The organism is Pseudomonas sp. LBUM1656, assembly GCF_059716065.1.
Window position 1 is genome coordinate 2,670,419 of the sequence record NZ_CP166800.1, and the last position, 23,024, is coordinate 2,693,442.

A 23,024-nucleotide genomic window follows, 5' to 3' on the forward strand; every position below is an offset into this window, starting at 1 on the left:
CCCCTGAATTTCGGCCAAAAAATCGTCCTGAATGTTGGCGGAACAAAAAAGCCCCTCATGAAGGGGCTTTCTGTTAACGAACCCGGCAGTCGGGGGTTGAATCAATGCTCGATCAGCGGCAGGCGAAGCAGAAGTCGGCGTTCATGTCTGAACCGGAATCGTAGCCACCGTCGGCAACATGGTTCTGCATCAAACGATCCGAGCTGCCTTCCGCTACACGCGTGCCGCGCATCCGGCTGTTGGCCCCGAAAGCGATGCGATTCTGCTCAAGGCGATCGGAACCGTCCGCTGCCAATTGCCGTTCCTTAAGGCGATCAGCGCCCCCCTCGGCGACACGATTCTGATTGAGTCGATCGGAACCGTCGGCCGCCAATTGCCGTTCTTTCAAGCGGTCGGCACCGCCCTCGGCGACACGGTTCTGATTGAGTCGATCAGAGCCGTCCGCGGCCAGTTGTCGTTCTTTCAAGCGATCGGCACCGCCTTCGGCAACGTGTGGGTGGATGGGTTTGTCGGAGGCGTGTTGGACCAAAGGTGCAACAGCATCCCGATCACCGCCTGTTCGGCTGCCGCTGGCAGCTCCGTCGCGAGGTTCAGCTGCGTGAATCGTCGCCGTTATCAAGCCAGTGGTAGCCAGCAGGGCAATGCCCCGTACGACGTTTGGAGTTTTCATCCTGTTCTCCTTATTTGATCAAGGGATGTTCAAGCATCAAGGGTTTTGCATGCGTGCAACGGTTCAAGAGCGACCGTCGTAGTGACTCGTCGCCGGCACGTTTTTTGTCTGATCAGGCGTGGGTATTTGATGGCTGTATCTTAAAGAGAGGCGTAATCGCGTCACTTATGCCTAGGTTGCCCGCGGGGATATATAGGTATTAACGACTCATCCCCAGGTATGACTTGAAACAGGAGGCGGGTTCTGATTCGTCCAGCATCAATGCAACGAATGCCATCTCAGGGCCTCATATGAAAAGGACGGGTCCGCCGGTGCAGGTACGCATGGGATGGCCAAGCGCAAATTTTCCCCGACAACAGGTGACTGCTTTTATGACCGCGGCTGACAAAAATCATGTGACCTGGCTGGTTGAACAATCGATGCTTCATGCCGCAAGGCAGCGGGCCAAGCTCTACTCGGGACAAGGTCGGCTGTGGCAACAGCCTTATGCCCATACCCGGCCCCGTGATGCCTCGGCCCTGGCGTCGGTATGGTTCACTGCCTACCCGGCGTCCATCGTCACTCGCGAAGACGGCACCGTGCTGGAAGCCCTGGGCGATGAAACCTTATGGCATGCACTGTCGAGAATCGGCATCCAGGGCATTCATAACGGTCCGCTGAAAATGTCTGGGGGCCTGACCGGCACCCAACGCACACCGACCATTGACGGCAATTTTGACCGCATCAGTTTCGAGATCGACCCGCAACTGGGCACCGAGGCGCAGCTCCAGGCGCTGGTGCGCATGGCCGCCGCGCACAACGCGGTGATCATTGATGACGTGATCCCTTCGCACACCGGCAAAGGCGCGGATTTCCGCCTGGCCGAGATGGCCTACGAGGACTATCCGGGTCTCTACCACATGGTCGAAATCCGCGAAGAGGACTGGCCGTTGCTGCCGGACATTGCCGACGGCCGTGATGCGCAAAACCTCAGCCCTATGCAGGTCGACGTGCTCCGGGACAAGCACTACATCGTCGGTCAGTTGCAGCGTGTGATTTTCTTCGAGCCGGGGGTCAAGGAAACCGACTGGAGCGCGACACCGATTGTGATCGGCGTCGATGGCAAACCACGGCGCTGGGTCTATCTGCATTACTTCAAGGAAGGGCAGCCGTCGCTGAACTGGCTGGACCCGACCTTCGCCGCACAACAGATGATCATCGGCGACGCCCTGCACGCCATCGACGTCATGGGCGCGAAAATCCTGCGCCTGGACGCCAACGGGTTTCTCGGCGTGGAGCGCAAGCTCGACGGCACGGCCTGGTCTGAAAGCCATCCGTTGTCGATCACTGGTAACCAACTGCTGGCCGGGGCGATTCGCAAGGCCGGCGGTTTCAGTTTCCAGGAACTCAACCTGACCATCGACGACATCGCCAGCATGTCCCATGGCGGCGCCGATCTTTCCTACGACTTCATCACCCGACCGGCCTATCAGCATGCGTTGCTGATGGGCGACACCGAATTCCTGCGCTTGATGCTGCGGCAGATGCATACCCAGGGCATCGACCCCGGTTCGCTGATCCATGCCTTGCAAAACCACGACGAACTGACCCTGGAGCTGGTGCATTTCTGGACGCTGCACGCCCATGACACCTACCTCTATCAGGGCCAGACCTTTCCCGGCAGCATCTTGCGTGAACACATTCGCGAGCAGATGTACGAGCGTCTGGCGGGTGAACACGCACCTTACAATCTGAAATTCGTCACCAACGGCGTGTCGTGCACCACCGCCAGCATCATCACGGCGGCGCTGGGGATTCGTGATCTCGACGCGATCACGGCGGCGGATATCCAGCAGATTCGCCAGGTGCATGTGCTGTTGGTGATGTACAACGCCATGCAACCGGGCGTGTTCGCGTTATCCGGCTGGGACCTGGTCGGCGCGTTGCCGTTGCCGGCCGAACAGGTCGAGCATTTGATGGGCGACGGCGACACACGCTGGATTCATCGCGGCGCCTACGATCTGGTGGACCTTAATCCGGATGCACCGCTGTCTGCGGGTGAAATGCCGCGTCCGAAGACGTTGTATGGCAGCCTGCCCAGCCAATTGAAGGACCCGGATTCGTTCGTCTCGCAACTGAAAAGAATCCTCGCTGCGCGCCGCGCCTACGATATTGCCGCGAGTCGTCAGATCCTGATTCCGGATGTGCAGCACCCCGGGCTGCTGGTCATGGTTCACGAATTGCCGGCCGGTAAGGGTACGCAAATCACCGCGCTGAACTTTGGCTCTACGCCGATCACCGAAACCTTGCACCTGCCCAATATTGCACCGGGGCCGGTGGTCGACATCATTAACGAGCGGGTTGAAGGGGATCTGACGCCTGAGGGTGACTTCACTATTACGCTGGATGCCTATGAAGGGTTGGCGCTGCGAGTGGTGAGTGCTTCGCCGATGATTTGAGGGCCGTGCGAGGTGCCGCAGGTTAGAGTTACCCCAGCACGAAATCCACCGGTTCGAGTGCCGGTGGTAGCTGTGTTTCCCCCAGCGCTGCAAGGACTTCCCGCTCGATAGTGCGCACGATGGTGTCGAGCGGCAGGTGCGAATCATCGAGCGAATCGCGATCGTCACATCGCCCCAGGCTTTGCGGGCTTCGTACCAGCGGTCATAACAGGCGTTGTTGCGAAAACTCATGAAGATCGAGAGCGACAAACCCAACAGGGTAAAAGGCGTGGCACTGACCTTGGAGAAATAGCTCGGGTGCCAGGTCTCGACGAGCACGATGACAGAGGCGAGCAGTGTCACCATCAGGCAACGCAGGGCAATCCGTTTGGCGATCGACCCTTGATCGCACTCATGATGTTGAGGAAGTTAGGTTTCGGTCTGACGATCATGGTGTTCCGCCTACGGAAAAAACGGACGCAGGCTAAAGAGCATGCGGGCCATCCGTCCAATCACTGTTGATGACCGAGTGATCGACGGGCTCTATGACTCCCACGCTTACCTTGTAGCAGCTGCCGAGCCTGCGAGGCTGCGTCCGGCTGCGCAACAGTCGTGAACCCGGTTTCCGTGGTCTGACTGATACACCGCGAGCTCTGGTTTTACGACTGCTTCGCAGCCGAACGCAGCCTCGCAGGCTCGACAGCTGCTACAGGTCGCGGAGCAGCGTTGTTCACAGCGCATCGCCCAGCAATTTTAAATACTCGGGGCTCTCGGAAATGGAATTGTGGCCCACGCCCGGTATGACTTTCAGCGTGGCCACACCTTTGGCGAAATGGGTGTAGAGCTGCTCGGTGCTTGAGCGCGGTATGACTTCATCGTGCTCCGCGGCGATCAGCAGCGTCGGCTTCGTGATGTGCGCCGCGTACTTCCATGATTCAAAGCGCTCCTGCAGCAGCCACTTCACCGGAAACCACGGGAACTGGCGCACTGCGAGGTCTTCCAGGCTGTTGTAGGGCGTGATCAGGATCAGGCTCGAGGCCGGGCGCTGGCTGGCGAGGCGCACGGCGACCCCCGAACCGAGGCTGCGTCCGACCACGGCGATGTGCGGATGGGTGTCGTAGACCTTGTCGAACAAGGTCATGGCATCGCGCTGGATGGCCTCCTCGGACGGCGCGCCGGAACTTGCGCCGAAGCCTCGATAGTGCAGCAGATAGATCGCATGCTCCGGGAAAGCCTGGGCAAACCCGGGCAGGTTGCGAGAGACGTCCTCGGCATTGCCGCCGAAATAGATCAACGCCTTCGGCCCGTCGTGGGGCCTGACCGACACCATCACCTCGGCATCCTCTACGGTCAACTTGAGCAACGTTTCGGGTGTCTCGATGGCGCTGGGCTGCGGGAAGTAGATAAGCGCGCGCTGAAACACGAACAGCGCCGCACAGAGCGCCATGTACAACGCTGCAAGGATGACGACGATTAACACCAGGGTTCGTGGCATTCGACTAACTTTAGTGGGCGACATTGACGGCTCTGGGCTGATGAACCCAATCCACTGGATCGGAGCCAGAGTTTAGTTCATCGGTAGCAGGGCACACCGAGCCCGGCTACAGAGGAGGGCGCCCATGCCCATCGCTGCAAAGTGGCTCAACGTGCAACCCGGCGAGAGAACCGCCCTGATGCTCGGGTTCGCGTTCCATTTCTGCGTGCTGGCCAGTTATTACCTGGTGCGACCGTTGCGCGATGCGTTGGGCCTTGAGGGTGGCGCCGACAAATTGCAGTGGCTGTTCACGGCGACCTTCGCGGTGATGTTGCTGATGGTGCCGGTGTTTGGCGCATTGGCTTCGCGGCTGCCGGCTACGCAGTTCGTGCCGTTGATCTATCGCGTGATTGCCGCGTCGATGCTGGTGTTTGGTGTGTTGATCGCCAACCACATCGCGTCGGTGGCCGTCGGGCGGGTGTTTTTCGTCTGGATCAGCATCTACAACCTGTTCATCGTCAGCATTTTCTGGAGCGTGCTGGTCGACCGGTTTTCCAGTGAGCAAGGACGGCGGCTGTTCGGGTTCATCGCGGCGGGGGGGACCCTGGGCACGTTTATCGGACCGTTGCTGGCGGCGACCATGGCCACGCGCCTGGGCCCGGTGGCGTTGACTGTAGCGGCGGCGGTGCTGCTGGAAGTCGCGGTGCGCTGCTATCGGGCGCTGCTGTCCCGGACACGGTCGCAGTCCGGCAGCCGCTTGCTGGATGATCGGCGCATGGGCGGCAGCATGCTGGCCGGGATCACACTGATTGTGCGCTCGCCTTATCTGCTGGGGCTGGTGGTGTTCATGCTTCTGCACACCAGCGCCGCGACCTTGTTGTATTTCGAACAGGGACGGATTGTGGCGGGTAGCTATGCTGATGTGGCCAGCCGCACGCAATTCTTCGCCGTGGTCGATTTGATCGTGTCGGCGTTGACCTTGATCTTTCAGCTGTTGCTGACGGCGCCGTTGATTCGTCTGGTCGGTGTCGGCGGGGCGCTGGTGACGTTGCCATTGGCGACGATCGTGGCATTTACCGCCATGGCCCTGGCGCCCGTGCCCGCCACGGTTGCATTGGCGCAGGGGCTGCGTCGTGCGGTCGAGTTCGCCATCGTGCGCCCGGCGCGCGAGGTGTTGTGGACCGTGGTGAGCCGCGAGGAAAAGTACAAGGCCAAGAATGTGATCGAAACACTGGTGTACCGCGGTGGAGATGCCGCCAGTGGCTGGTTGTCGGTGGGTTTGACCGCACTGGGCGCCGGTTTTGGTCTGGTAGCGCTGGTGATCGTGCCGTTTGCCGGGCTGTGGGGCTGGTTATGCCTGTGGCTGGCCCGGCGCCAGGAACAACGGGCTGACAGCAAAAAGGTGGAAGGACCATTCCATGAGCCACACTGATGGATACACGCGTCGCCAAATACTCACGCTGGCTGCCGGGGCTTCGGCGGTTTTTACCTTCGGCCCGGCTTTTGCAGAAACCACGCCGTCGAAGGAAACAGGAGGCAAGAACATGCTGACCCGCGCCATTCCTTCCAGCTCCGAGCCATTGCCCATCGTTGGGTTGGGCACCTATCGCGGTTTTGATGTCGAGCCGTCGAGCCCCGCCTACAAGCAGTTGCCTGCCGTTTTGCGTGCATTGTTCGAGAAGGGCGGGACGGTGATCGACAGCTCACCGATGTATGGCCGGGCCGAAGAGACGACCGGTGAATTGCTGTCGATTCACGAGCCGCGCTCGCCGGCCTTCCTGGCCACCAAGGTCTGGACCCGGGGCCGCGAAGAAGGCATCGCGCAGATGGAGCAGTCTTTCAAACTGCTGCAAACCGATCGAATCGATCTGATGCAGATCCACAACCTGCTAGACTGGCAAACCCATCTGCCGACCTTGCGCAAATGGAAGGAAGAAGGGCGCATCCGCTACATCGGCATCACTCATTACACGGCCTCGGCGTATGACGAGGTCGAAGCGGTGCTCAAGGCCGAACCACTGGATTTCTTGCAGATCAACTATGCGCTGGATGACCGTGGCGTCGAGAAACGCATCCTGCCGCTGTGCCGCGAGCGCGGCGTGGCGGTGATCTGCAATCGACCGTTTGGCGGCGGTGACTTGCTCGCTCGATTGAAGGACAAACCCTTGCCCCGCTGGGCGGCGGACGTGAGGGTCAACAGTTGGGCGCAAATGGCGCTGAAGTTCCTGCTGTCGCATTCAGCGGTGACCTGCGTGATTCCCGGCACCGGCAACCCGCGCTACATGGCGGACAATGCCGGCGCCGGTTTCGGACCGATGTTGACCGGCGCGCAGCGTGAGCAGTTGATCGATATCGTTGGCTAGGCCCTAGCGAAACCGTTCCGGGATGGCCTCGGAAAACGGGTACATCGAAAAATAGGGCTTGGCTTCATCGAGGACCCGCTGGACCGACGGCCGGGCCATCAGCCTTTCGAAATACGCTTCCCTCAGCATAGTCACCGCAACGCAGTGGCCCAGGCGTCAAAAGACGCCCGGGCCACGGGAGGCGATCAGCGACGATCCAGCCACACGGTTTGCGCGTTGCAGAATTCGCGCACGCCGAAGTGCGACAGTTCGCGGCCAAATCCGCTTTTCTTCACGCCGCCAAAGGTGACGCGCGGGTCGCTGGCGCAGTAGCCATTGATGAACACGCCACCGGTTTCCAGTTCGCCAGCCATCTGCTGGGCACGTTCCACGTTGCCCGTGTAGATCGTCGCGGCGAGACCGAATTCGCTGTCATTGGCCAGTTCCAGTGCATGGGCGGCGTCACGTGCGGTGATGATTGAGGCCACCGGGCCAAACAGTTCTTGCTTGAACGAGGTCATCTGGTCGGTGACATCACCAAACACAGTCAGCTCGTAGAAGTTACCAGGACCTTCAGCCTTCTTGCCGCCCAGCAACAACGTCGCGCCTTCTTCCAATGTGTCGCGCACCTGTTGATCCAGTTCATCACGCAGATCAAATCGAGCCATCGGGCCAATGTAGGTTTCAGCCGCCAATGGATCGCCAGCCACCAGTTTGCGCGTGGCCTCGACAAACTTGCGGGTGAACGCTTCGACGATGCCTTGCTCAACAATCAAACGTTTGGCGGCTGCGCAGACTTGCCCTGTGTTTTGATAACGGCCAATCACAGCAGCTTTGACCGCTTCGTCGAGGTCGGCATCGTTGAGCACGATGAACGGATCCGAACCGCCCAGTTCCAGTACGCATTTCTTCAACGCTGCACCGGCCTGCGCGCCGATGGCCATGCCGGCGCGCACGCTGCCGGTGAGGGTCACTGCGGCGATGCGTGGATCAGCGATGGCTGTGGAAACGCCCTCCGGTGTGACGTTGATGACCTCGAACACGCCTTCAGGGAACTCGGCTTGCGTGAAGGCTTCCAGCAGCAGGTAAGCGCTGCCCATCACATTCGGGGCATGTTTGAGCACGTAGGTGTTGCCGGCGATCAGCGCGGGGACGGCGCCACGCAGGACCTGCCAGACCGGAAAATTCCATGGCATCACCGCGAGAATCGGGCCGAGCGGGCGATATTCAATGCGTGCTTTGCCACCTTCAACCAGGGTCGGCTCGGCGGTCAGCATGGCCGGGCCGTGTTCGGCGTACCACTCGCAGAGCTGCGCACACTTTTCGATTTCACCGCGGGCCTGGGTGATCGGCTTGCCCATTTCCAGGGTAATCATGTTCGCCATCGCTGCGGCGTTGTCGCGCAAAACCCGGGCCAGGGTGATCAATCGTTGCGAGCGTTGCGAAACCGCTGTGCTGCGCCAGACGCGGAATCCGGCAGCGGCACGGGACAGCGCAGCTTGCAGCGCCGAATCGGATTCAAAAGGGTAGTGGCCGATCTGCTCGCCTGTGGCGGGGTTGATCGAAATGGCGTGGGTGAGGCTGGAAACGTTGGTCATGGCACCGTCCTGCTAGGTGGGAATGTGCTCAGGTTAAAGTGGCGTTTGTTTTCTGGAAACTGAATAATGCTGAGCATATCGTTCACGTTTGGAGAATGACTGTGGATCTGGTTCAGCTGGAAATTTTCAAGGCAGTGGCCGAGCACGGCAGCATCAGCGTGGCCGCCCAGCATATCCATCGGGTGCCGTCGAACCTGACGACGCGGATCAAGCAGTTGGAGCAGGACTTGGGCGTGGACCTGTTCATCCGCGAGAAAAGTCGTTTGCGCCTGTCGCCGGCGGGTTGGAGTTTTCTCGATTACGCCCGGCGCATTCTCGACCTGGTGCAGGAAGCCCGGGCGACGGTGGCCGGTGAAGAACCCCAGGGCACCTTCGCGCTGGGGTCGCTGGAAAGCACGGCGGCGGTGCGCATCCCCGAGCTGCTGGCCGCCTATAACCAGAAGCACGCCAAGGTCGAACTGGACCTGTCCACCGGACCGTCCGGGACCATGATCGACGGTGTGCTGTCGGGCCGACTGGCTGCCGCGTTTGTCGACGGCCCGGTGCTGCACCCGGCACTGGAAGGCGTGCCGGCGTTCGAGGAAGAAATGGTGCTGATCGCGCCGCTCAACCATGCCCCGATCCACCGCGCGCGGGAGGTCAACGGCGAAAACATCTATGCCTTCCGCTCCAATTGCTCCTACCGCCACCACTTCGAAAGCTGGTTCAGCAAGGATGCGGCGGTGCCTGGCAAAATCTTCGAAATGGAGTCCTACCATGGCATGCTGGCCTGCGTCAGCGCCGGCGCCGGCCTGGCGCTGATGCCGCGCAGCATGCTCGAAAGCATGCCGGGCTGCACCACGGTGAGCGTCTGGCCGTTGTCGCAATCCTTCCGGTATTTGCGCACCTGGCTGGTGTGGCGCAGAGGCACGGTGTCGCAGAGCCTGACCATGTTTGTGAGGCTGCTGGAGGAGCGGGGCGTGGTGCAGCAAGAAACCTGAATCCCAAGAACATCACAAATCCAATGTGGGAGCGGGCTTGCTCGCGAAAGCGGTGTGTCAGTCAGCATCGATGTTGAATGAAGCACTGCTTTCGCGAGCAAGCCCGCTCCCACATTGGATTTCAACTCGACGTCAATCGGTGCTCTGTTCAGCCTGCCCGCCAAACCATTGCATCACCTGCGCGCACGCCGGATGAGTCGCCGCCGACGGTTGCAGGCACAGCGAATAAATACCCCGGGTCTTCAACGGACGCCCGAATGGGACGACCAGCACACCACGATCAATCGACTCTTGCGCCAGGGTCAGGTCGGTCACCGCCACCCCAAGCCCGCGTGCCGCAGCATCCAGCGCCAGTTCGTCGAGGTTGAAGGGAATGTGCCGATAGTCCTCCAGCGGCTTGCCATCATTGGCGGCCAGCCATTCGATCCACGCTTGCTGGTCCGCCGAACGATGCAGCAGCGGGAAACGCACCAGATCCTCCATCGACGCCAGCGGCTGGCTGGCGCTGGCCAGGCCGGGGGCGCACACCGGCACCAGAGCTTCCTCGAACAGGGTCAGGCAGGCGGGATCGCTGGAGGGTTCGGGCAGGTAGAGAATGTAGGCGTCGCTGTCGCTGGCCGGTTCGACGATCTCCGTCGCCACGGTTTCGATCGATATGGAAATGTCCGGGTGACAGCGATAGAAATCGCTCAGTTTCGGCAACAACCAGCGCACTGCCAGCGACACGTGCATGCGGATGCGGAACGGGCGTTTCTGCGGAGACAGGCGATCCTCAAGGGTTTTCAGTTGATCGAGAATATTGCGCGCGCTGGCCAATACCTGTTCGCCTTCGGGGGTCAGGTGAATGCTGCGGCTGCTCCTGACGAACATCGGCACGCCGAAGTGACTTTCCAGCTGCTGTATTTGCCGGCTGACGGCACTTTGGGTCAGGCAGAGCTTATGCGCCGCTTGGGTAAAGCTGCCGGAATCAGCGACTTCCACCAGTGCTTGCATGGCTTGGAGGGAAGGGACGTGACGAATCTTATCCATGCGTTTTATGAATGGCTCAATGAATTTATAACGTTGGTTGTAGCACCAAAGACCTAATAGATTCTAGTGCTAGCAGCCGCCATCACACATTGCCTATGCAGTTACCGCATGGCCGGCTAGCAGAACGACAGTCTAGGCAGGTGACGCATGAATAATGAATGTGGCTGGATCGCGCAAGCAGGAAGTGTTCCGGCACGTGATCGTCTGGTCGGTGCACAAAAAGCTGATTGGCTGATCATCGGCGCCGGCATTACCGGCCTGAGTGCCGCCCATGCGCTGGCGCAAATGCACCCGCAGGCGCGCATCGTGGTGGTCGACAGACAGCGCGCAGCGCAGGGCGCTTCGGCGCGTAATTCCGGGTTCGTGGTGGCCCACGAACACCCCGCCAACAATGAATTGATCGGCAATCCCGGGTTTGCCGGGTTTGAAGTGGACACGACGATTTCACGTGCCGCCAGTGCCGAAGTGCGCAAGGTGATTGCCCGTCATGGCATCGAGTGCGATTTCCGGGACTCGGGCTATTTCTTTGCCGTCAGCGATCCCGGCAAGCTGACCCACATTGATGCCAAGCTGCAAACCTTGCGGGCACTTGGCGCCTCCGCGGAGTTTTTCGAAGGCGAGCAACTGAAGCAAAAACTCGGCACAGGGCATTACCGCGCCGCGATCTGGTGTGGCAAGGGCAATGCGTTGCTGCAACCGGCGAAGTACGTGAAGGGCTTACTGGAGGCGCTGCCGGACTCCGTGAGCGTCTACGAAAATACCGACATCACCGGCCTCGAACGTCTGGGGAAAGGGCGTGTGCGGGCCAACGGCATCGATGGCAGCATCGAGGCCAGGCAGGTGCTGATCTGCCTCAACGCTTTCGTGCCTCGCGCCGGCATCCAGGACAGCGGCACCTTCGCCATGGAGCTCAGCGCCAGCCTCACGCGGCCGTTGAGTGACGAAGAATTTCGCCACATCGGCAGCGTCGAGCCCTGGGGCGTGCTGTCCACCCGTCCGCTTGGCGCCACGGTGCGGCTGACACCTGATCGGCGGGTGATGATTCGCAACACCGCGGAGTACCGCTCGCGGGATTTGTCCGGCCGTGAACTGGCGATCCGTCGCCAGCACCACGTGCTGGGTTTGCAGCGGCGCTTCCCGTGGCTGACCGAGCAGGATATCCAGCACACCTGGACCGGACACCTGAGCGCCTCGCGGTCCGGGCAGCCGTTTTTCTCCAGGGTGGAAGAGGGCGTGTTTGCCGTGGCCGGGTGCAACGGTTCGGGCGTGGCGCGCGGCACCCTTTGGGGCCGATTGCTCGCCGAGCTGGCATCGGGTGTTGGCTCGCCGCTGCTCGATTCCGTGATGGGTCGAGCCCGGCCCGGCTGGCTCCCGCCGCGACCGTTGCTCGACATCGGCGCCTTGTTTCGGATGCGCGTTGAAGCCGTTCGGGCCAGGACAGAAATCTAGATTCCGGTTATCACAAAAGAACAAAAAGGTGATTGAACATGCAGGTCAATACTATTTCCCTGATGGTTGCGCTCACGGCGTTTTCGGCGGCCACCCATGCAGCTGAAGAGGTCAACATTTCCAACTGGAATGGCTACATCGCCGACGACACCTTGAACACCTTCACCAAGGAGACCGGGATCAAGGCGACGTACGACATTCACGACAGCAACGAAGTGCTGGAATCAAAACTGATGACCGGCAACACCGGTTATGACGTGGTCAGCCCGTCGAACCATTTCCTGTCGCGACTGATCAAGGCCGGCGCCATTCAGAAGCTGGACAAGAGCCAGTTGCCGAACTGGAAAAACCTCGATCCTGCGTTGCTGAAAAAACTCGAGGTCAATGACCCGGGCAACCAGTACGGCTATCCGTACATGTGGGGCACGGCCGGTATTGGTTACAACGTCGAGAAAATCAAAGCGATCTTCGGCACCACCGATGTCACCCACTCCTGGAACCTGATTTTTGATGAGAACAACATCAAGAAGCTGAGTGAATGCGGCGTCGCGATTATCGATAACCCGACACAAATCCTGCCGATCACCCTCAATTACTTGGGCCTCCCTCCCCATAGCCACGAACCGGCGGATTACAAGAAAGCCGAGCAAGCACTGCTCAAGATCCGGCCTTACGTCCAGTATTTCCACGCCTCCAAGTACGTCAGTGACCTGGCCAATGGCAATGTCTGCGCCGTGATCGGCTTTAACGGAGACGTGGTGCAAGCGGCGGCCAGCGCGAAGGAAGCGAACAACGGCATCGAGATCGCCTATTCGATCCCGGACGAAGGCTCGACCCTGTGGCTCGACATGGTGGTCATGCCCAAGAGCGCGCCCCACGAGAAGAATGGCTATGCCTACATGAATTACCTGTTGAAGCCTGACGTCATCGCCAACATCAGCAACAGCATTCATTACGCCAACCCGAACCTGGCGGCGGACACTCTGGTCAATCCGGCGGTGAAGCAGGATTTGGCAATTTATCCGCCGAAAACCGTGATGGACAAGTTGTTCACCGTCGAGGACCTGCCTGCGGCGATTGCCCGGCTGAGCACACGACTGTGGACCAAGTTGAAAACCAATACCTGACCCAAAGGTGCCTGGACTCCGTTGACGGAACCCAGGCCTCAAAGCATCACGCTCGTTTCGGCAGTTTCCAGTTCGGCCGAATGAAGTGGCAGGTGTAACCGGTCGGCAGTCGTTCGAGGTAGTCCTGATGCTCAGGCTCGGCCTCCCAGAACGGGCCGGCGGGAACGATTTCAGTCACGACCCGGTCGGGCCAGAGTTTGGAGGCGTCGACATCGGCCGCGGTGTCTTCGGCCACTGCTTGTTGCTCTTCGTTCAGATAGAAAATCGCCGAGCGGTAGCTGAGGCCGATGTCGTTACCCTGGCGATTGGCGGTCGACGGGTCATGAATCTGGAAGAAAAACTCGAGGATCTGCCGGTAGCTGGTGATGGCCGGGTCAAACACGATTTCGATCGCTTCGGCATGGGTGCCATGGTTGCGGTAAGTCGCATTCGGTACATCGCCGCCGGAGTAACCCACGCGGGTCGACAGCACGCCTTTTTGTTTCCTTATCAGATCCTGCATGCCCCAGAAGCAGCCACCGGCCAGGATTGCGGTTTCAGTGTGCGTGGTCATCGCTTGCTCCTCAGTGTTGATTGATTCGATCAGTTTGTTGCGCAGGGTCTCGGTCGACGGCTGCAGTGGCGTGAACTCATTCTGCATCAGACCGGTCGCGCCCGAGAACCTCGTTTCTGCCTTCCGACGGGCCGACGTGCAGGGCAACGTCGAACCCGCCGCGCGGCGCATCACGCCGTGAGGACGTTCAAGTCTACGTCGATGTTGCCACGCGTTGCCTTCGAGTACGGGCAGATCTGGTCAGCGGTGTGCGCCAGGGTCTTTGCGACATCATCCGCCAGGCCGGGCACGCGCAGGGTCAAGCGAGCTTGAAGGAAGTACTCGGCACCGGTCTGACCGACGTCGACTTCGATGTCGACGGACATGTCTGCCGGCAGCACCACGTTCAAGTCATTGGCCACCAGACCGACAGCGGCGGTGTAGCAGGCTGACCATGCGCCGGCGAACAATTGCTCGGCAGCCGGGTGCGGCTGGGTGCCGGCGATCACGTGCGCAGGCTGGGCGTTGCCGGGCGACGAGAGTGCGATGTCGAGGCTGCCGTTATGGCCGCGCGAGGTGTTGCCGGTGCTGCTGGCGGTGGTGTGGGTTTTGCCGGTAGCCAGTACTTTTTCGATCTTGCTCATGGGTGATTACCTGAATGTTTAATAAGTTTGGTATTCGTATGCGCTTGTATCGCATGCGATATGTATGATGTTTCCAAGGTGCAAATTAAGGTCAAAGCTTGGCGGTGTTTCAGGCCGTGAGAACGTTCAGGGCCACGTCGATGTTGCCCCGGGTTGCCTTGGAGTACGGGCAGATCTGGTCGGCGGCGTGGGCGATTTCAGTCGCCACAGCTTGATCCAGGCCGGGAGCGCGCAGCGTCAGGCGTGCTTGAAGGAAGTAAGCGTCGCCGGTCTGGCCCAGGTCGACTTCGATATCGACGGACAAATCGGATGGAAGCTCAACGTTGCGCTGCTTGGCGGCAAGACCGACGGCGGCGATGTAGCAGGCCGACCAGGCACCGGCAAACAGTTGCTCGGCTTTCGGGTGTGGCTGGGTGCCTTTGAATTCATGAACGGGCTTGTCGCTGCCAGGTGACGAAAGCACGATGTCGAGGCTGCCGTTATGACCGCGCGAAGTGGTGCCGGTGCTGCTCAGGGTGGTGTGGGTTTTGCCGGAGGCCAGGACTTTTTCGATCTTGCTCATGGGGTGAATCCTCAAAGGTGCAGTAGGGTTTTGTTTGTATGTCGTATACGTTTGTATCGTATGCGATTGAAATAATACTCGCGCAGTCGCCAATCGAAGTCAATAGGGGAAACGTGTGCTTGGCGACGAATGGTTAGAGTTGGAGGAGGTGGCATTGGCTCCCGGTTCCTGCGCACAACGAAAAAGCCCGCACAGGGCGGGCTTCGAAATCGAGTAGGTGGCCAGCGCTGGTCTCTGGCTTACAAGGTTTATCAGGCTTCTGACAGAACAGTTTTGTGCTGTCCTGCTTCACACGGCATAAGGGCTGGACCTCACCTCGGAGCGTCTTTCTAACCGTGTACCCTTAGGAGCGCGCCCTACGCTTCCTCGCTATCCTCTTGCGCATCAGTCTGCGTCTTCACCTACAGCATTCAGAATAGCAAAGCCTGCGAAACGCAAAGCGGACTTTTTAGACCGATTTCGTCCTTGGGCAAGGGCGGCAGGATGGATAAATGCTATAGGGAACAACCCGGTACAGCCTGCCGGGAAGACAGGCCGCACGCGATGCCTGGATTAAACCAGGTTGATCTCGACGTCGATGTTGCCACGGGTCGCTTTGGAGTACGGGCAGGTCTGGTGCGCGGCATCCACTAACGCCCGTGCGATAACCGGATCCAGGCCCGGAAGGCTGACATTGAGGCGGGCCTGCAGGAAGAAGGCATTGTCGGTTTTGCCCAGATCCACTTCGGCATCAACCGCGACGCCGCTCGGCAAGGTCACCTTCAGCGCGGCAGCGGCTTTACCGATTGCGCCGATGAAGCAGGCCGACCAGCCCGCACCCAGCAGCTGCTCGGGGTTGGTGCCAGGCCCTGAAGAGCCGGGCGGGGAAAGCTTGATGTCCAGACGTCCATCCGAACTCTTCGATTCGCCGTCGCGGCCGCCGGTGGTGTGGGTCTTGCCGGTATAAAGCACGGTGTCGATTTCATTGATCATGACGGGTTCCTGCTAAGTGTTGGGGGCATCACCCGGTATGTCGCCGGTTTGAGGGTCGAACGGGTGAGGTCCCCACTTTTTCACTTTTTTGTAGTGCCTATATGTCCTGATCAGGTGGTTGTGTATCGCTGTGTAAGATCGCCGGTGAAAATACACACCGATACAAACCCGTTACGCCTGCCAGTTTTTTCGGTGAGCCGGTGCGCCCAACGGCGAACTGGTTGCACCGCCATCGACGACAATCTCTGCGCCTACGACGTTTGAAGAATCGCTGGAGGCCAGGAACAAGGCGACGGTGGCGACTTCATGAGCTTCTCCTATGCGACCGAGCGGGATGGTGGTCTTCAATTTTTCCTCCAGCGCATCCATTCCAACCTTGGCGGCATGAGGGTTCCAGACCGGTGTGCGCGCAGCCCCGGGGGTAATCTGATTGACGCGAATGCCACGCGGCGCAAACTCTGCGGCCATCACTCGGGTCATGGAGCGAACGGCGCCTTTGGTAGCTGCGTAAGCGCTATAAGCAGGCCATCCCATATCGGCGTGCACCGAGCCGTTCAAGATGATCGAAGCGCCCGGGTTGAGGTGTGGTTCAGCCGCCTGCACGGTAAAAAAAGTGCCGGTAAGGTTGGTGTTGATGATGTTCTGGAAGGTTTCCAGCGTAGTGCCGCCCACCGGGGTCAACCCCGCAATGCCGGCATTGGCGAACACAATGTCCAGCTTGCCGAATACCGCGACGGCTTCTGCTACGGCGCGCTCGATCTCTTTCACGTCGGTCAGGTCTGCCTTGATCGCCAGCAGGTTTGGCCCCAGCGCTTCCCGGGCTTCATCCAGGGTTTTCTGACTGCGACCGGTGATCGCCACTTTTGCGCCTTCAGCGATGAACAGTTTGGCGGTGGCCAGGCCGAGGCCGCTGTTGCCGCCGGTGATGAATGCAGTTTTTCCAGCCAGTTTCATTGGGAATCTCCTACGGTTTTATCATGCAACCATTGAGGGCGACATCATTGTGCATTCGGCACAGGTCAGCACTCGAAACAGGGTTGTCGGTTTCATTATGAAACCGATGGGAGTGATTTTTACCAGCATGGGTTGTATTATGCAACCACCTGCCATCTGACGGATTTGCGTCAGCGTTGGCACCTTTTTGTTGGAGGTTGGTTTACATGAAGCGCAAAAGCTTGCAAGGCAATCCCTGTCCGGTCGCTCGATCCCTGGATCTCATTGGCGACTGGTGGTCCTTGCTGATCATTCGTGATGCGCTCTCTGGCACGCGACGCTTCAGTGATTTTCAGAAAAGCCTGAATGTCGCGAAGAACATTCTGAGTACCCGCCTCAAAGGCCTGGTGGCAGAAGGGGTGATGCGCATGGAGCCGGCGGCTGACGGGAGCATTTACAAGGAGTATGTGCTGACTGAAAAGGGCAGGGCCTTGCAGACCGTCCTGATTGCCTTGTCGCAGTGGGGCAACGAGTTTTTGTACGAACCCGGCGAAGCGGGATCCGTCATGGTCGACGCAAAGGATCGCCAGCCGATCCAGAAACTGCAGTTGGTTTCAACGGACGGACGACCGCTCAAGCCAGAAGATATCGTGACCAAATTCGGCGTACCGCACTGACGTGCGTGCTCGGTTGTATCCGAACGTATCCCCAGCGCCGGTCGTTACCTGGGCATACAAAACCATGCTGTTCCCGACACTTGCGCGATACACCGCGACCGCCTAATGAAGCCACCGCAACCGCGGCATTCATTGGAGAATTGCGATGTCCCGTATCACATCCCGTCACACCGCAGGCCTGCTCGGCATCGCCCTGGCTGCCGCCGTTTCACTCAACGCATTCGCGGCTGAAGAAGCAAAAGCGCCCGCGCAAGCCGCTCCGGCAAAGAGCTGGCAGACAGGCCTTCACCGCACGGACCTGGTGCGCCAGGACCTCGACATCTCCAAGGGTGAGGTGATTCAGGTTCGTGTCGATTTCGACCCGGGCGTTGTATCCCCCAAGCATTCGCATCCTGGCGTGGAAGTCGCCTACGTCATCTCGGGCACGTTTGTGTATGAGCTCGAAGGGCGGGCGCCAGTGACGCTCAAAGCCGGCGACTCCTTGTACATCCCCGCAGGCACAGCGCACGTCGCGAAGAACGTCGGTGACGGCAAGGCCTCGGAGCTGGCGACCTACCTCGTGAAAAAAGGCACACCGCTGTTGATCCTGGATAAATAAGCGATAGCCGCCCGATGCAGTGCATCGGGCGTCATCGTTAAACAGCGTCTTCAGATCCCGACTGTTTCCCCTGGCCAACCGGCCTGGCGCAACGCCTTGAGCAGTGTTTTCGCGTCCAGTCCCGGCACCGTGTGGCCGTTACCTTCAGTCGTTTCAGCGGCCAGCAAAGCGTTGATGATCGCTTCCTCCACCGCTTCAGTCGCGGCCAAAAACAACTCGCTGATGTGATCGTTGTTGACCATGCTCAGGTTGTCGCAGGTGGGCGCACCTTTGCCTTCATACGCGGCTGGTGGCACGTGTTGGTTGCCGGTGGCGAAGGCGATGAAGATGTCGCCGCTGTGGTCTTCGTTGCCGCCCCCGGTACGGGCAAGCCCGAGGCTGGCGCGCTGTGCGAGGCGCGTGCATTGATGCGGCAGCAGCGGCGCATCGGTGGCCAGGCACACGACGATGGAGCCCATGCCCGGATAGGGCAACGATGCTCTCAGGAACGGTGAGTCTGCCTGTTCCATATAGCGCCCGACCGGATAACCATCGACGCGCAGCTCATTGCGAATGCCATGGTTGGCCTGGACGATGGCGCCGACGGTCCAGCCCCCTTGAGCCTTGCTCAATTGTCGCGAGGACGTGCCGATGCCGCCCTTGAATTCGTGACAGATCATCCCGCTGCCGCCGCCTACCGCGCCTTCGGTCACCGGTCCGCCGACGGCATTGCGCTGCGCTTCGGCCACATGCTCGGGCTTCACATGAAAGCCGTTGATGTCGCTGAGCAGGCCGTCGAAGGTCTCCAGCACCACCGGCATGTTCCAGTAAAGTCGCCCGTCATCGGACTGGGCCTCGCGATCCAAAGCAATCAGCGCATCCCGCACCACGCCCAGGCTGTGGGTGTTGGTGAAGGCGATCGGGCTGGTCAGCAGGCCGGCTTCACGAATCCATTCAAGCCCCGTGGCGTCACCGTTGCCGTTGAGCACATGAACGCCGGCAAAACACGGTTGCTGATTGGTCGATCCGGCACGCGGTTCGATCAGGGTCACGCCGGTGTAAATGTCGCGACCACTGGCGGTGCGGCCGCGCACATCGCTGTGGCCGACGCGCACGCCGGGCACATCGGTGATGGCATTGAGGGGGCCGGGTTGCAGTTGGCCGAACTGGATATTCAAATCGCGGGCACGTGGTTTCATCGTTTCTCTCATCTTTACCGAATAATTAAGTTTTTGTAGGAGCTGTCGAGTGAAACGAGGCTGCGATCTTTTGATCTTGCTTCTAAAAAATCAAAGTCAAAAGATCGCAGCCTCGTTTCACTCGACAGCTCCTACACAGCTCCTACATTGGGCGGTCGTGTTTTATTGGCCGTTCTTCACCTTGCTCCAGATCCGCGTGCGCACCCGCTCAGTGGCTGGCGGCAAGGGCTGAAGAGTGAATAACGTGGCCAGCGCTTCGGCTGACGGATAAACCGCCGGGTTGTTGCGGGTCGCTTCGGCCACCAACGGTGTGGCGCTGCGGTTGCCGTTGGGGTAGGACAAGTGATCGCTGACCGGGGCGATGACGTCGGGGCGCATCAGGTAGTCGATGAAGGCCAGGCCTTGCTCCGGATGCGGTGCGTCCTTGAGCAACACCAGCGTATCGAACCAGACCGGCGCCCCTTCCTTCGGCAGGCTGTAGGCGATCTTCACGCCGTTGTTGGCCTGCTCGGCATTTTTCCTGGCTTCGAGCATCGCGCCGGACCAACCCACCGCCACGCAGATGTTGCCATTGGCCAGGTCGCTGATGAACTTGGAGGAGTTGAAGTAGGCGATGTGCGGACGCAGCTTGAGCAGCAGCGCTTCGGCCTTTTTGTAGTCCTCGGGGTTGGTGCTGTTCGGTGGCAAGCCCAGGTAGTGCAGGGCGACCGGCAGCATCTCCGACGGCGAGTCGAGCATCGCCACGCCGCACTGACCGAGCTTGGCCAGGTTCTCTTCGTTGAACACCAGATCCCAGGAGTCCACCGGCGCCTTGTCGCCCAACGCGGCACGCACCTTGTCGATGTTGTAGCCGATGCCGTTGGTGCCCCACAGGTACGGCACGGCGTACAGGTTGCCCGGGTCGTTGTTGGCCAGTTTCGCCAGCAGATCGGTGTCCATGTTCTTGAAGTCCGGCATCTGCGCGCGGGGCAGTGGTGCCAGGGCGCCGGCCTTGATCAGGGTCGGCAGGCTGAAGTTGCTCGCCACCACCACGTCGTATCCACTGCGGCTGGTCAGCAGTTTGCCTTCCAGTACTTCGGCGCTGTCGAAGGTGTCGTAGACCGGCTCGATACCGGTGTCGCGCTTGAAGTCGTGCAGGGTGGTGGGGCCGATGTAGTCATACCAGTTGTAGACATGAACCGTGGGACCTTCGGCAGCAACCGCCGACAGCGAAACGCACAAACAGGCGCTCAGTCCAAGATTGATCTGTTGACGGGGACGACTCATGATGCGGCACTCCTGGCCTGCTGCAGGCCGGTGATGAACAGGTGCTTGCAGCGTATCGGCAGGCGGGGTACTCACCCATTCCCATCATGGGTTACTCGAAAGGGGTAGTGCGTGGACGCGTTGTTGAAAGAGTTGCCGGTGCACCAGGGGCTGGCGCGGGTATTTGGCGCGTTGGGTCAGGACGGTTTCTGGCGCGCGCTGGTCGACACGCTGCGGCTGCTGGTGCCGCTGGACAACGCGTTGGTTGCGGTGATGCGGGCGGGGCGAGTGCCACGCTTGCTGATCGACTTCGACTCAAAAGGTGGCGCCACCGAGCAAGAAGAACTGGCGGACTACAGCGCCGGCATGTACCTGCTCGATCCGTTTTACCAGGCGGCTTGCGCCGGCATTGCCGATGGCTTGCACAGCCTCGATTCGGTGGCCCCCGACCAGTTTCAGCAGAGCGAGTATTACCTGAGCTACTTCCGTTTGGTGGTGGGCGGTGACGAGTTGCAGTTCATGGTCAACGTCGACGGCGCCGTGCTCGGTTTATCGCTGGGGCGCTCGACGCGGTTCACCCTCGAAGAGCAGGGCCGTCTGCTGTGCGTGCGGGATTGGGTGCTGTCGGCAATGCGCCGGCATCTGCAGTTGATGCCGCCGGAAGGCACGACTGCCGAGGCCGTGGCCGGCGATCTGGCGACCCTGCTGGATCGCTTCGACGCGCGATTGTCCATGCGGGAAGTAGAAACGGCGCGACTGATTCTCCAGGGCTTCTCCAGCAAAGCCATCGCCCAGCAAATGGGCATCTCCCCGGAGACGGTGAAAGTGCATCGACGCAATCTCTATCACAAGCTCAACGTGAACGGTCACGGCGAGCTGTTTGCGCTGGTGTTGCAGCCGCGTTGAATCCGAGGCCGCCTACCTATCTTGGGTCCGCTACAGATCCCTGTGTGTGCGGGCTTGCCCGCGATGGCAGTGTAACTGACGAAATCAATGTTGGATCTGACGGCCTCATCGCGGGCAAGCCCGCTCCCACAGTAAACAGCACTTAGCTCCCGAGTTTGAACACCAACGCCTTCAACCCGCACTCAACATCGGCATCCGCAAACTCCGGCGGATTCTCCAGCCGCCGCTCAAACCTCAAGCCCGGCGCTTCACGCATTACACCGTCGATCAGGAAGTCCGCACCGAACGCCGGATCGTTCATGCACGCCAGCACCGTCCCCTCCGGGCTAAGCAACTCCGGCAGCCGACGCAACACACGCTGGTAATCCTTGGTCAGCAGAAAACTGCCTTTCTGAAACGACGGCGGGTCAATGATTACCAGGTCATAAGGCCCCTTGCCGATTACCTTGCCCCAGGATTTGAACAAGTCGTGCCCGAGAAAACTCACCTTGCTCATGTCGTGGCCATTGAGCCGATGGTTGTCGCGACCACGGTTCAGGGCCGGGCTGGACATGTCCAGATTGACCACGTGCTCGGCGCCACCCTCGATGGCGGCGACCGAAAAACCGCAGGTGTAGGCGAACAGATTCAACACGCGCTTGCCCTCGGCATTCGCCCGTACCCAGTCGCGGCCGTAGCGCATATCGAGGAACAGGCCGGTGTTCTGCTTGCGGCCCAGGTCCACGCGATACCGCAGGCCGCCCTCGGTGATGATCAATTCCTCGATCGCTTCCCCAAGCAGCCATTCGGTGGTGCTTTGCAGCAGGTAGCGGTGTTGCAGCAGCAGAGTCTGCGCCCCTGATTTTTGCCACTGCGCCGATTCAGTGATCGCCATCAGCATCTGCTTCAGATCCTCCAGCTGCGTCGCTTCAGGTTCCTTGAACAGCGACACCAGCACTACGCCCTGCAGCCAGTCGACGGTCACTTGTTCCAACCCCGGCCAGCAACGGCCCCGACCATGGAACAGCCGACGGGTTTCTGCGGGTGCATCTGCCAGGGCCGTCAGCAAATGGTCGTGAAGGGTGGAGAGAGCGTCAGCGTTCATCGGGCAGGGGCCAGCAGTTTGAGGGGGCGGCATTTTACACAATTGTGGGTTGGCGAACGGCTGCGATGGTCGGGATGTACTCACAAATTTCAAGACGCGTGTATCAAAAATGAATTTCCGCCGAGTCCGCTGCTCATACCTGTAGGCAGCGGATTTGAGCCCGCGAAATCATTTAGGCAATCAGGGAGTGGCAAAGTCATGTGTCCAAAAACGACAGCGGGCGGGCATCTTCCTGACGGGTTGATTCTGGTGGTTGAAGATGACCCGTTGATTCTTGAATTTCTCTGCGAAATTCTTCAGGAGGAAGGTTTCAAGGTTGAGCCGCACGTCAGCGCGGACGCCGCGTCGCAGTATCTGGAATTGCACGCGAATGAGGTGGGTCTGTTGCTTACGGACATCACCATGCCCGGAAAACGTAATGGCGCGGATCTGGCCAATGAGTTTGGCGATCGCTGGCCCGACAAGCCGATCATGATCATGTCCGGATATGAAACTCCCGAAAGCTCCGGGGTGCGGCATGAAGTGTCATTCATCAAGAAACCCTGGGCGTTGGGGCAACTGCTGGATTGCGTCGAAGGGGCCTTCAGGTCGCGACGGTCCGCGTAGG

At 59.9% G+C, this 23,024-nt stretch carries 22 protein-coding genes and 2 pseudogenes; 10 read left to right on the forward strand and 14 right to left on the reverse strand.

Features of this window, described 5'->3' with window-relative positions; translation table 11 throughout:
• Nucleotides 1-112: 112 nt before the first annotated feature.
• Nucleotides 113-670, reverse strand: coding sequence for a phage infection protein (locus ACA072_RS12130; protein ID WP_497624511.1), 558 nt, complete (start codon nt 668-670; stop codon nt 113-115).
• A 371-nt stretch (nt 671-1,041) separates the two neighbouring features.
• Here ACA072_RS12130 and treS point away from each other — a divergent pair, with 371 nt between their 5' ends.
• A complete protein-coding gene (gene treS / locus ACA072_RS12135) occupies nt 1,042-3,108 on the forward strand; it encodes a maltose alpha-D-glucosyltransferase (protein ID WP_497624512.1) in 2,067 nt (688 codons plus the stop codon).
• Nucleotides 3,109-3,246: 138 nt separating this feature from the next.
• Here the strand turns inward: treS and ACA072_RS12140 are convergent.
• Nucleotides 3,247-3,539, reverse strand: a pseudogene (locus tag ACA072_RS12140) (bestrophin family protein); the annotation flags it as partial.
• A gap of 278 nt (nt 3,540-3,817) precedes the next feature.
• Nucleotides 3,818-4,582, reverse strand: a complete 765-nt coding sequence (locus tag ACA072_RS12145; protein ID WP_497624513.1) for an alpha/beta hydrolase — start codon at nt 4,580-4,582, stop codon at nt 3,818-3,820.
• A gap of 124 nt (nt 4,583-4,706) precedes the next feature.
• On the opposite strand from ACA072_RS12145, the gene ACA072_RS12150 reads away from it, so the two are divergent.
• A complete protein-coding gene (locus tag ACA072_RS12150) occupies nt 4,707-5,993 on the forward strand; it encodes an NTP/NDP exchange transporter (RefSeq protein ID WP_497624514.1) in 1,287 nt (428 codons plus the stop codon).
• Complete coding sequence (locus tag ACA072_RS12155; RefSeq protein ID WP_497624515.1) at nt 5,980-6,924, forward strand: aldo/keto reductase; 945 nt, start codon at nt 5,980-5,982, stop codon at nt 6,922-6,924. Before ACA072_RS12150 ends, ACA072_RS12155 begins: the two co-directional genes overlap by 14 nt.
• 3 nt (nt 6,925-6,927) lie before the next feature.
• Here the strand turns inward: ACA072_RS12155 and ACA072_RS12160 are convergent.
• Together ACA072_RS12160 and ACA072_RS12165 are read right to left on the reverse strand one after the other, a co-directional pair.
• Nucleotides 6,928-7,041 (reverse strand): annotated as a pseudogene (locus ACA072_RS12160) (glutathione S-transferase family protein); the annotation flags it as partial.
• Between the two features lie 68 nt (nt 7,042-7,109).
• Nucleotides 7,110-8,501, reverse strand: coding sequence for an aldehyde dehydrogenase family protein (locus ACA072_RS12165; RefSeq protein WP_497624516.1), 1,392 nt, complete (start codon nt 8,499-8,501; stop codon nt 7,110-7,112).
• A gap of 101 nt (nt 8,502-8,602) precedes the next feature.
• Between ACA072_RS12165 and ptrR the strand changes: the two genes are divergently transcribed.
• Nucleotides 8,603-9,481, forward strand: a complete 879-nt coding sequence (gene ptrR / locus ACA072_RS12170) for a putrescine utilization regulator PtrR (RefSeq protein ID WP_497624972.1) — start codon at nt 8,603-8,605, stop codon at nt 9,479-9,481.
• 132 nt (nt 9,482-9,613) lie between these two features.
• Here ptrR and ACA072_RS12175 read toward each other — a convergent pair whose 3' ends face one another.
• Entirely contained in the window at nt 9,614-10,510 is an 897-nt protein-coding gene (locus ACA072_RS12175) for a LysR family transcriptional regulator (protein ID WP_497624517.1), read from the reverse strand.
• A 147-nt stretch (nt 10,511-10,657) separates the two neighbouring features.
• On the opposite strand from ACA072_RS12175, the gene ACA072_RS12180 reads away from it, so the two are divergent.
• Entirely contained in the window at nt 10,658-11,959 is a 1,302-nt protein-coding gene (locus ACA072_RS12180) for an NAD(P)/FAD-dependent oxidoreductase (protein ID WP_497624518.1), read from the forward strand.
• Between the two features lie 38 nt (nt 11,960-11,997).
• Nucleotides 11,998-13,086: a polyamine ABC transporter substrate-binding protein gene (locus ACA072_RS12185; RefSeq protein ID WP_497624519.1), complete on the forward strand. Its 1,089-nt coding sequence runs from the start codon at nt 11,998-12,000 to the stop codon at nt 13,084-13,086.
• A gap of 46 nt (nt 13,087-13,132) precedes the next feature.
• Here ACA072_RS12185 and msrA read toward each other — a convergent pair whose 3' ends face one another.
• The 5 genes from msrA to ACA072_RS12210 all read right to left on the reverse strand — a co-directional run bounded on the left by msrA (nt 13,133) and on the right by ACA072_RS12210 (nt 16,750).
• Nucleotides 13,133-13,639 (reverse strand): peptide-methionine (S)-S-oxide reductase MsrA, encoded by a 507-nt coding sequence (gene msrA / locus ACA072_RS12190; protein WP_497624973.1) that lies wholly within the window; start codon nt 13,637-13,639, stop codon nt 13,133-13,135.
• A gap of 170 nt (nt 13,640-13,809) precedes the next feature.
• Nucleotides 13,810-14,262: an Ohr family peroxiredoxin gene (locus tag ACA072_RS12195; protein WP_497336043.1), complete on the reverse strand. Its 453-nt coding sequence runs from the start codon at nt 14,260-14,262 to the stop codon at nt 13,810-13,812.
• 109 nt (nt 14,263-14,371) lie between these two features.
• The gene (locus ACA072_RS12200; protein WP_497624520.1) at nt 14,372-14,824 is read right to left on the reverse strand and encodes an Ohr family peroxiredoxin; all 453 of its coding nucleotides are present in this window, start codon (nt 14,822-14,824) and stop codon (nt 14,372-14,374) included.
• Nucleotides 14,825-15,376: 552 nt separating this feature from the next.
• Nucleotides 15,377-15,796 carry an organic hydroperoxide resistance protein gene (locus ACA072_RS12205; RefSeq protein ID WP_497624521.1) on the reverse strand — a complete coding sequence of 140 codons (420 nt, stop codon included), beginning with the start codon at nt 15,794-15,796 and terminating at the stop codon, nt 15,377-15,379.
• A 171-nt stretch (nt 15,797-15,967) separates the two neighbouring features.
• Complete coding sequence (locus tag ACA072_RS12210) at nt 15,968-16,750, reverse strand: SDR family NAD(P)-dependent oxidoreductase (protein ID WP_497624522.1); 783 nt, start codon at nt 16,748-16,750, stop codon at nt 15,968-15,970.
• Between the two features lie 206 nt (nt 16,751-16,956).
• On the opposite strand from ACA072_RS12210, the gene ACA072_RS12215 reads away from it, so the two are divergent.
• Together ACA072_RS12215 and ACA072_RS12220 are read left to right on the forward strand one after the other, a co-directional pair.
• Nucleotides 16,957-17,406 (forward strand): winged helix-turn-helix transcriptional regulator, encoded by a 450-nt coding sequence (locus ACA072_RS12215; RefSeq protein ID WP_497624523.1) that lies wholly within the window; start codon nt 16,957-16,959, stop codon nt 17,404-17,406.
• A gap of 145 nt (nt 17,407-17,551) precedes the next feature.
• Entirely contained in the window at nt 17,552-18,004 is a 453-nt protein-coding gene (locus ACA072_RS12220) for a cupin domain-containing protein (RefSeq protein ID WP_497624524.1), read from the forward strand.
• A 50-nt stretch (nt 18,005-18,054) separates the two neighbouring features.
• On the opposite strand, the gene ACA072_RS12225 is transcribed toward ACA072_RS12220, so the two are convergent.
• Nucleotides 18,055-19,182 (reverse strand): DmpA family aminopeptidase, encoded by a 1,128-nt coding sequence (locus ACA072_RS12225; protein WP_497624525.1) that lies wholly within the window; start codon nt 19,180-19,182, stop codon nt 18,055-18,057.
• A 162-nt stretch (nt 19,183-19,344) separates the two neighbouring features.
• Nucleotides 19,345-20,448 (reverse strand): polyamine ABC transporter substrate-binding protein, encoded by a 1,104-nt coding sequence (locus tag ACA072_RS12230; RefSeq protein ID WP_497624526.1) that lies wholly within the window; start codon nt 20,446-20,448, stop codon nt 19,345-19,347.
• Between the two features lie 111 nt (nt 20,449-20,559).
• On the opposite strand from ACA072_RS12230, the gene ACA072_RS12235 reads away from it, so the two are divergent.
• Nucleotides 20,560-21,333, forward strand: coding sequence for a helix-turn-helix transcriptional regulator (locus tag ACA072_RS12235; protein WP_497624527.1), 774 nt, complete (start codon nt 20,560-20,562; stop codon nt 21,331-21,333).
• 142 nt (nt 21,334-21,475) lie between these two features.
• Here ACA072_RS12235 and ACA072_RS12240 read toward each other — a convergent pair whose 3' ends face one another.
• Nucleotides 21,476-22,417 carry a class I SAM-dependent methyltransferase gene (locus ACA072_RS12240; RefSeq protein ID WP_497624528.1) on the reverse strand — a complete coding sequence of 314 codons (942 nt, stop codon included), beginning with the start codon at nt 22,415-22,417 and terminating at the stop codon, nt 21,476-21,478.
• A 198-nt stretch (nt 22,418-22,615) separates the two neighbouring features.
• Here ACA072_RS12240 and ACA072_RS12245 point away from each other — a divergent pair, with 198 nt between their 5' ends.
• Nucleotides 22,616-23,023, forward strand: a complete 408-nt coding sequence (locus tag ACA072_RS12245; protein WP_497624529.1) for a response regulator — start codon at nt 22,616-22,618, stop codon at nt 23,021-23,023.
• The last annotated feature ends 1 nt before the right edge of the window (nt 23,024 follow it).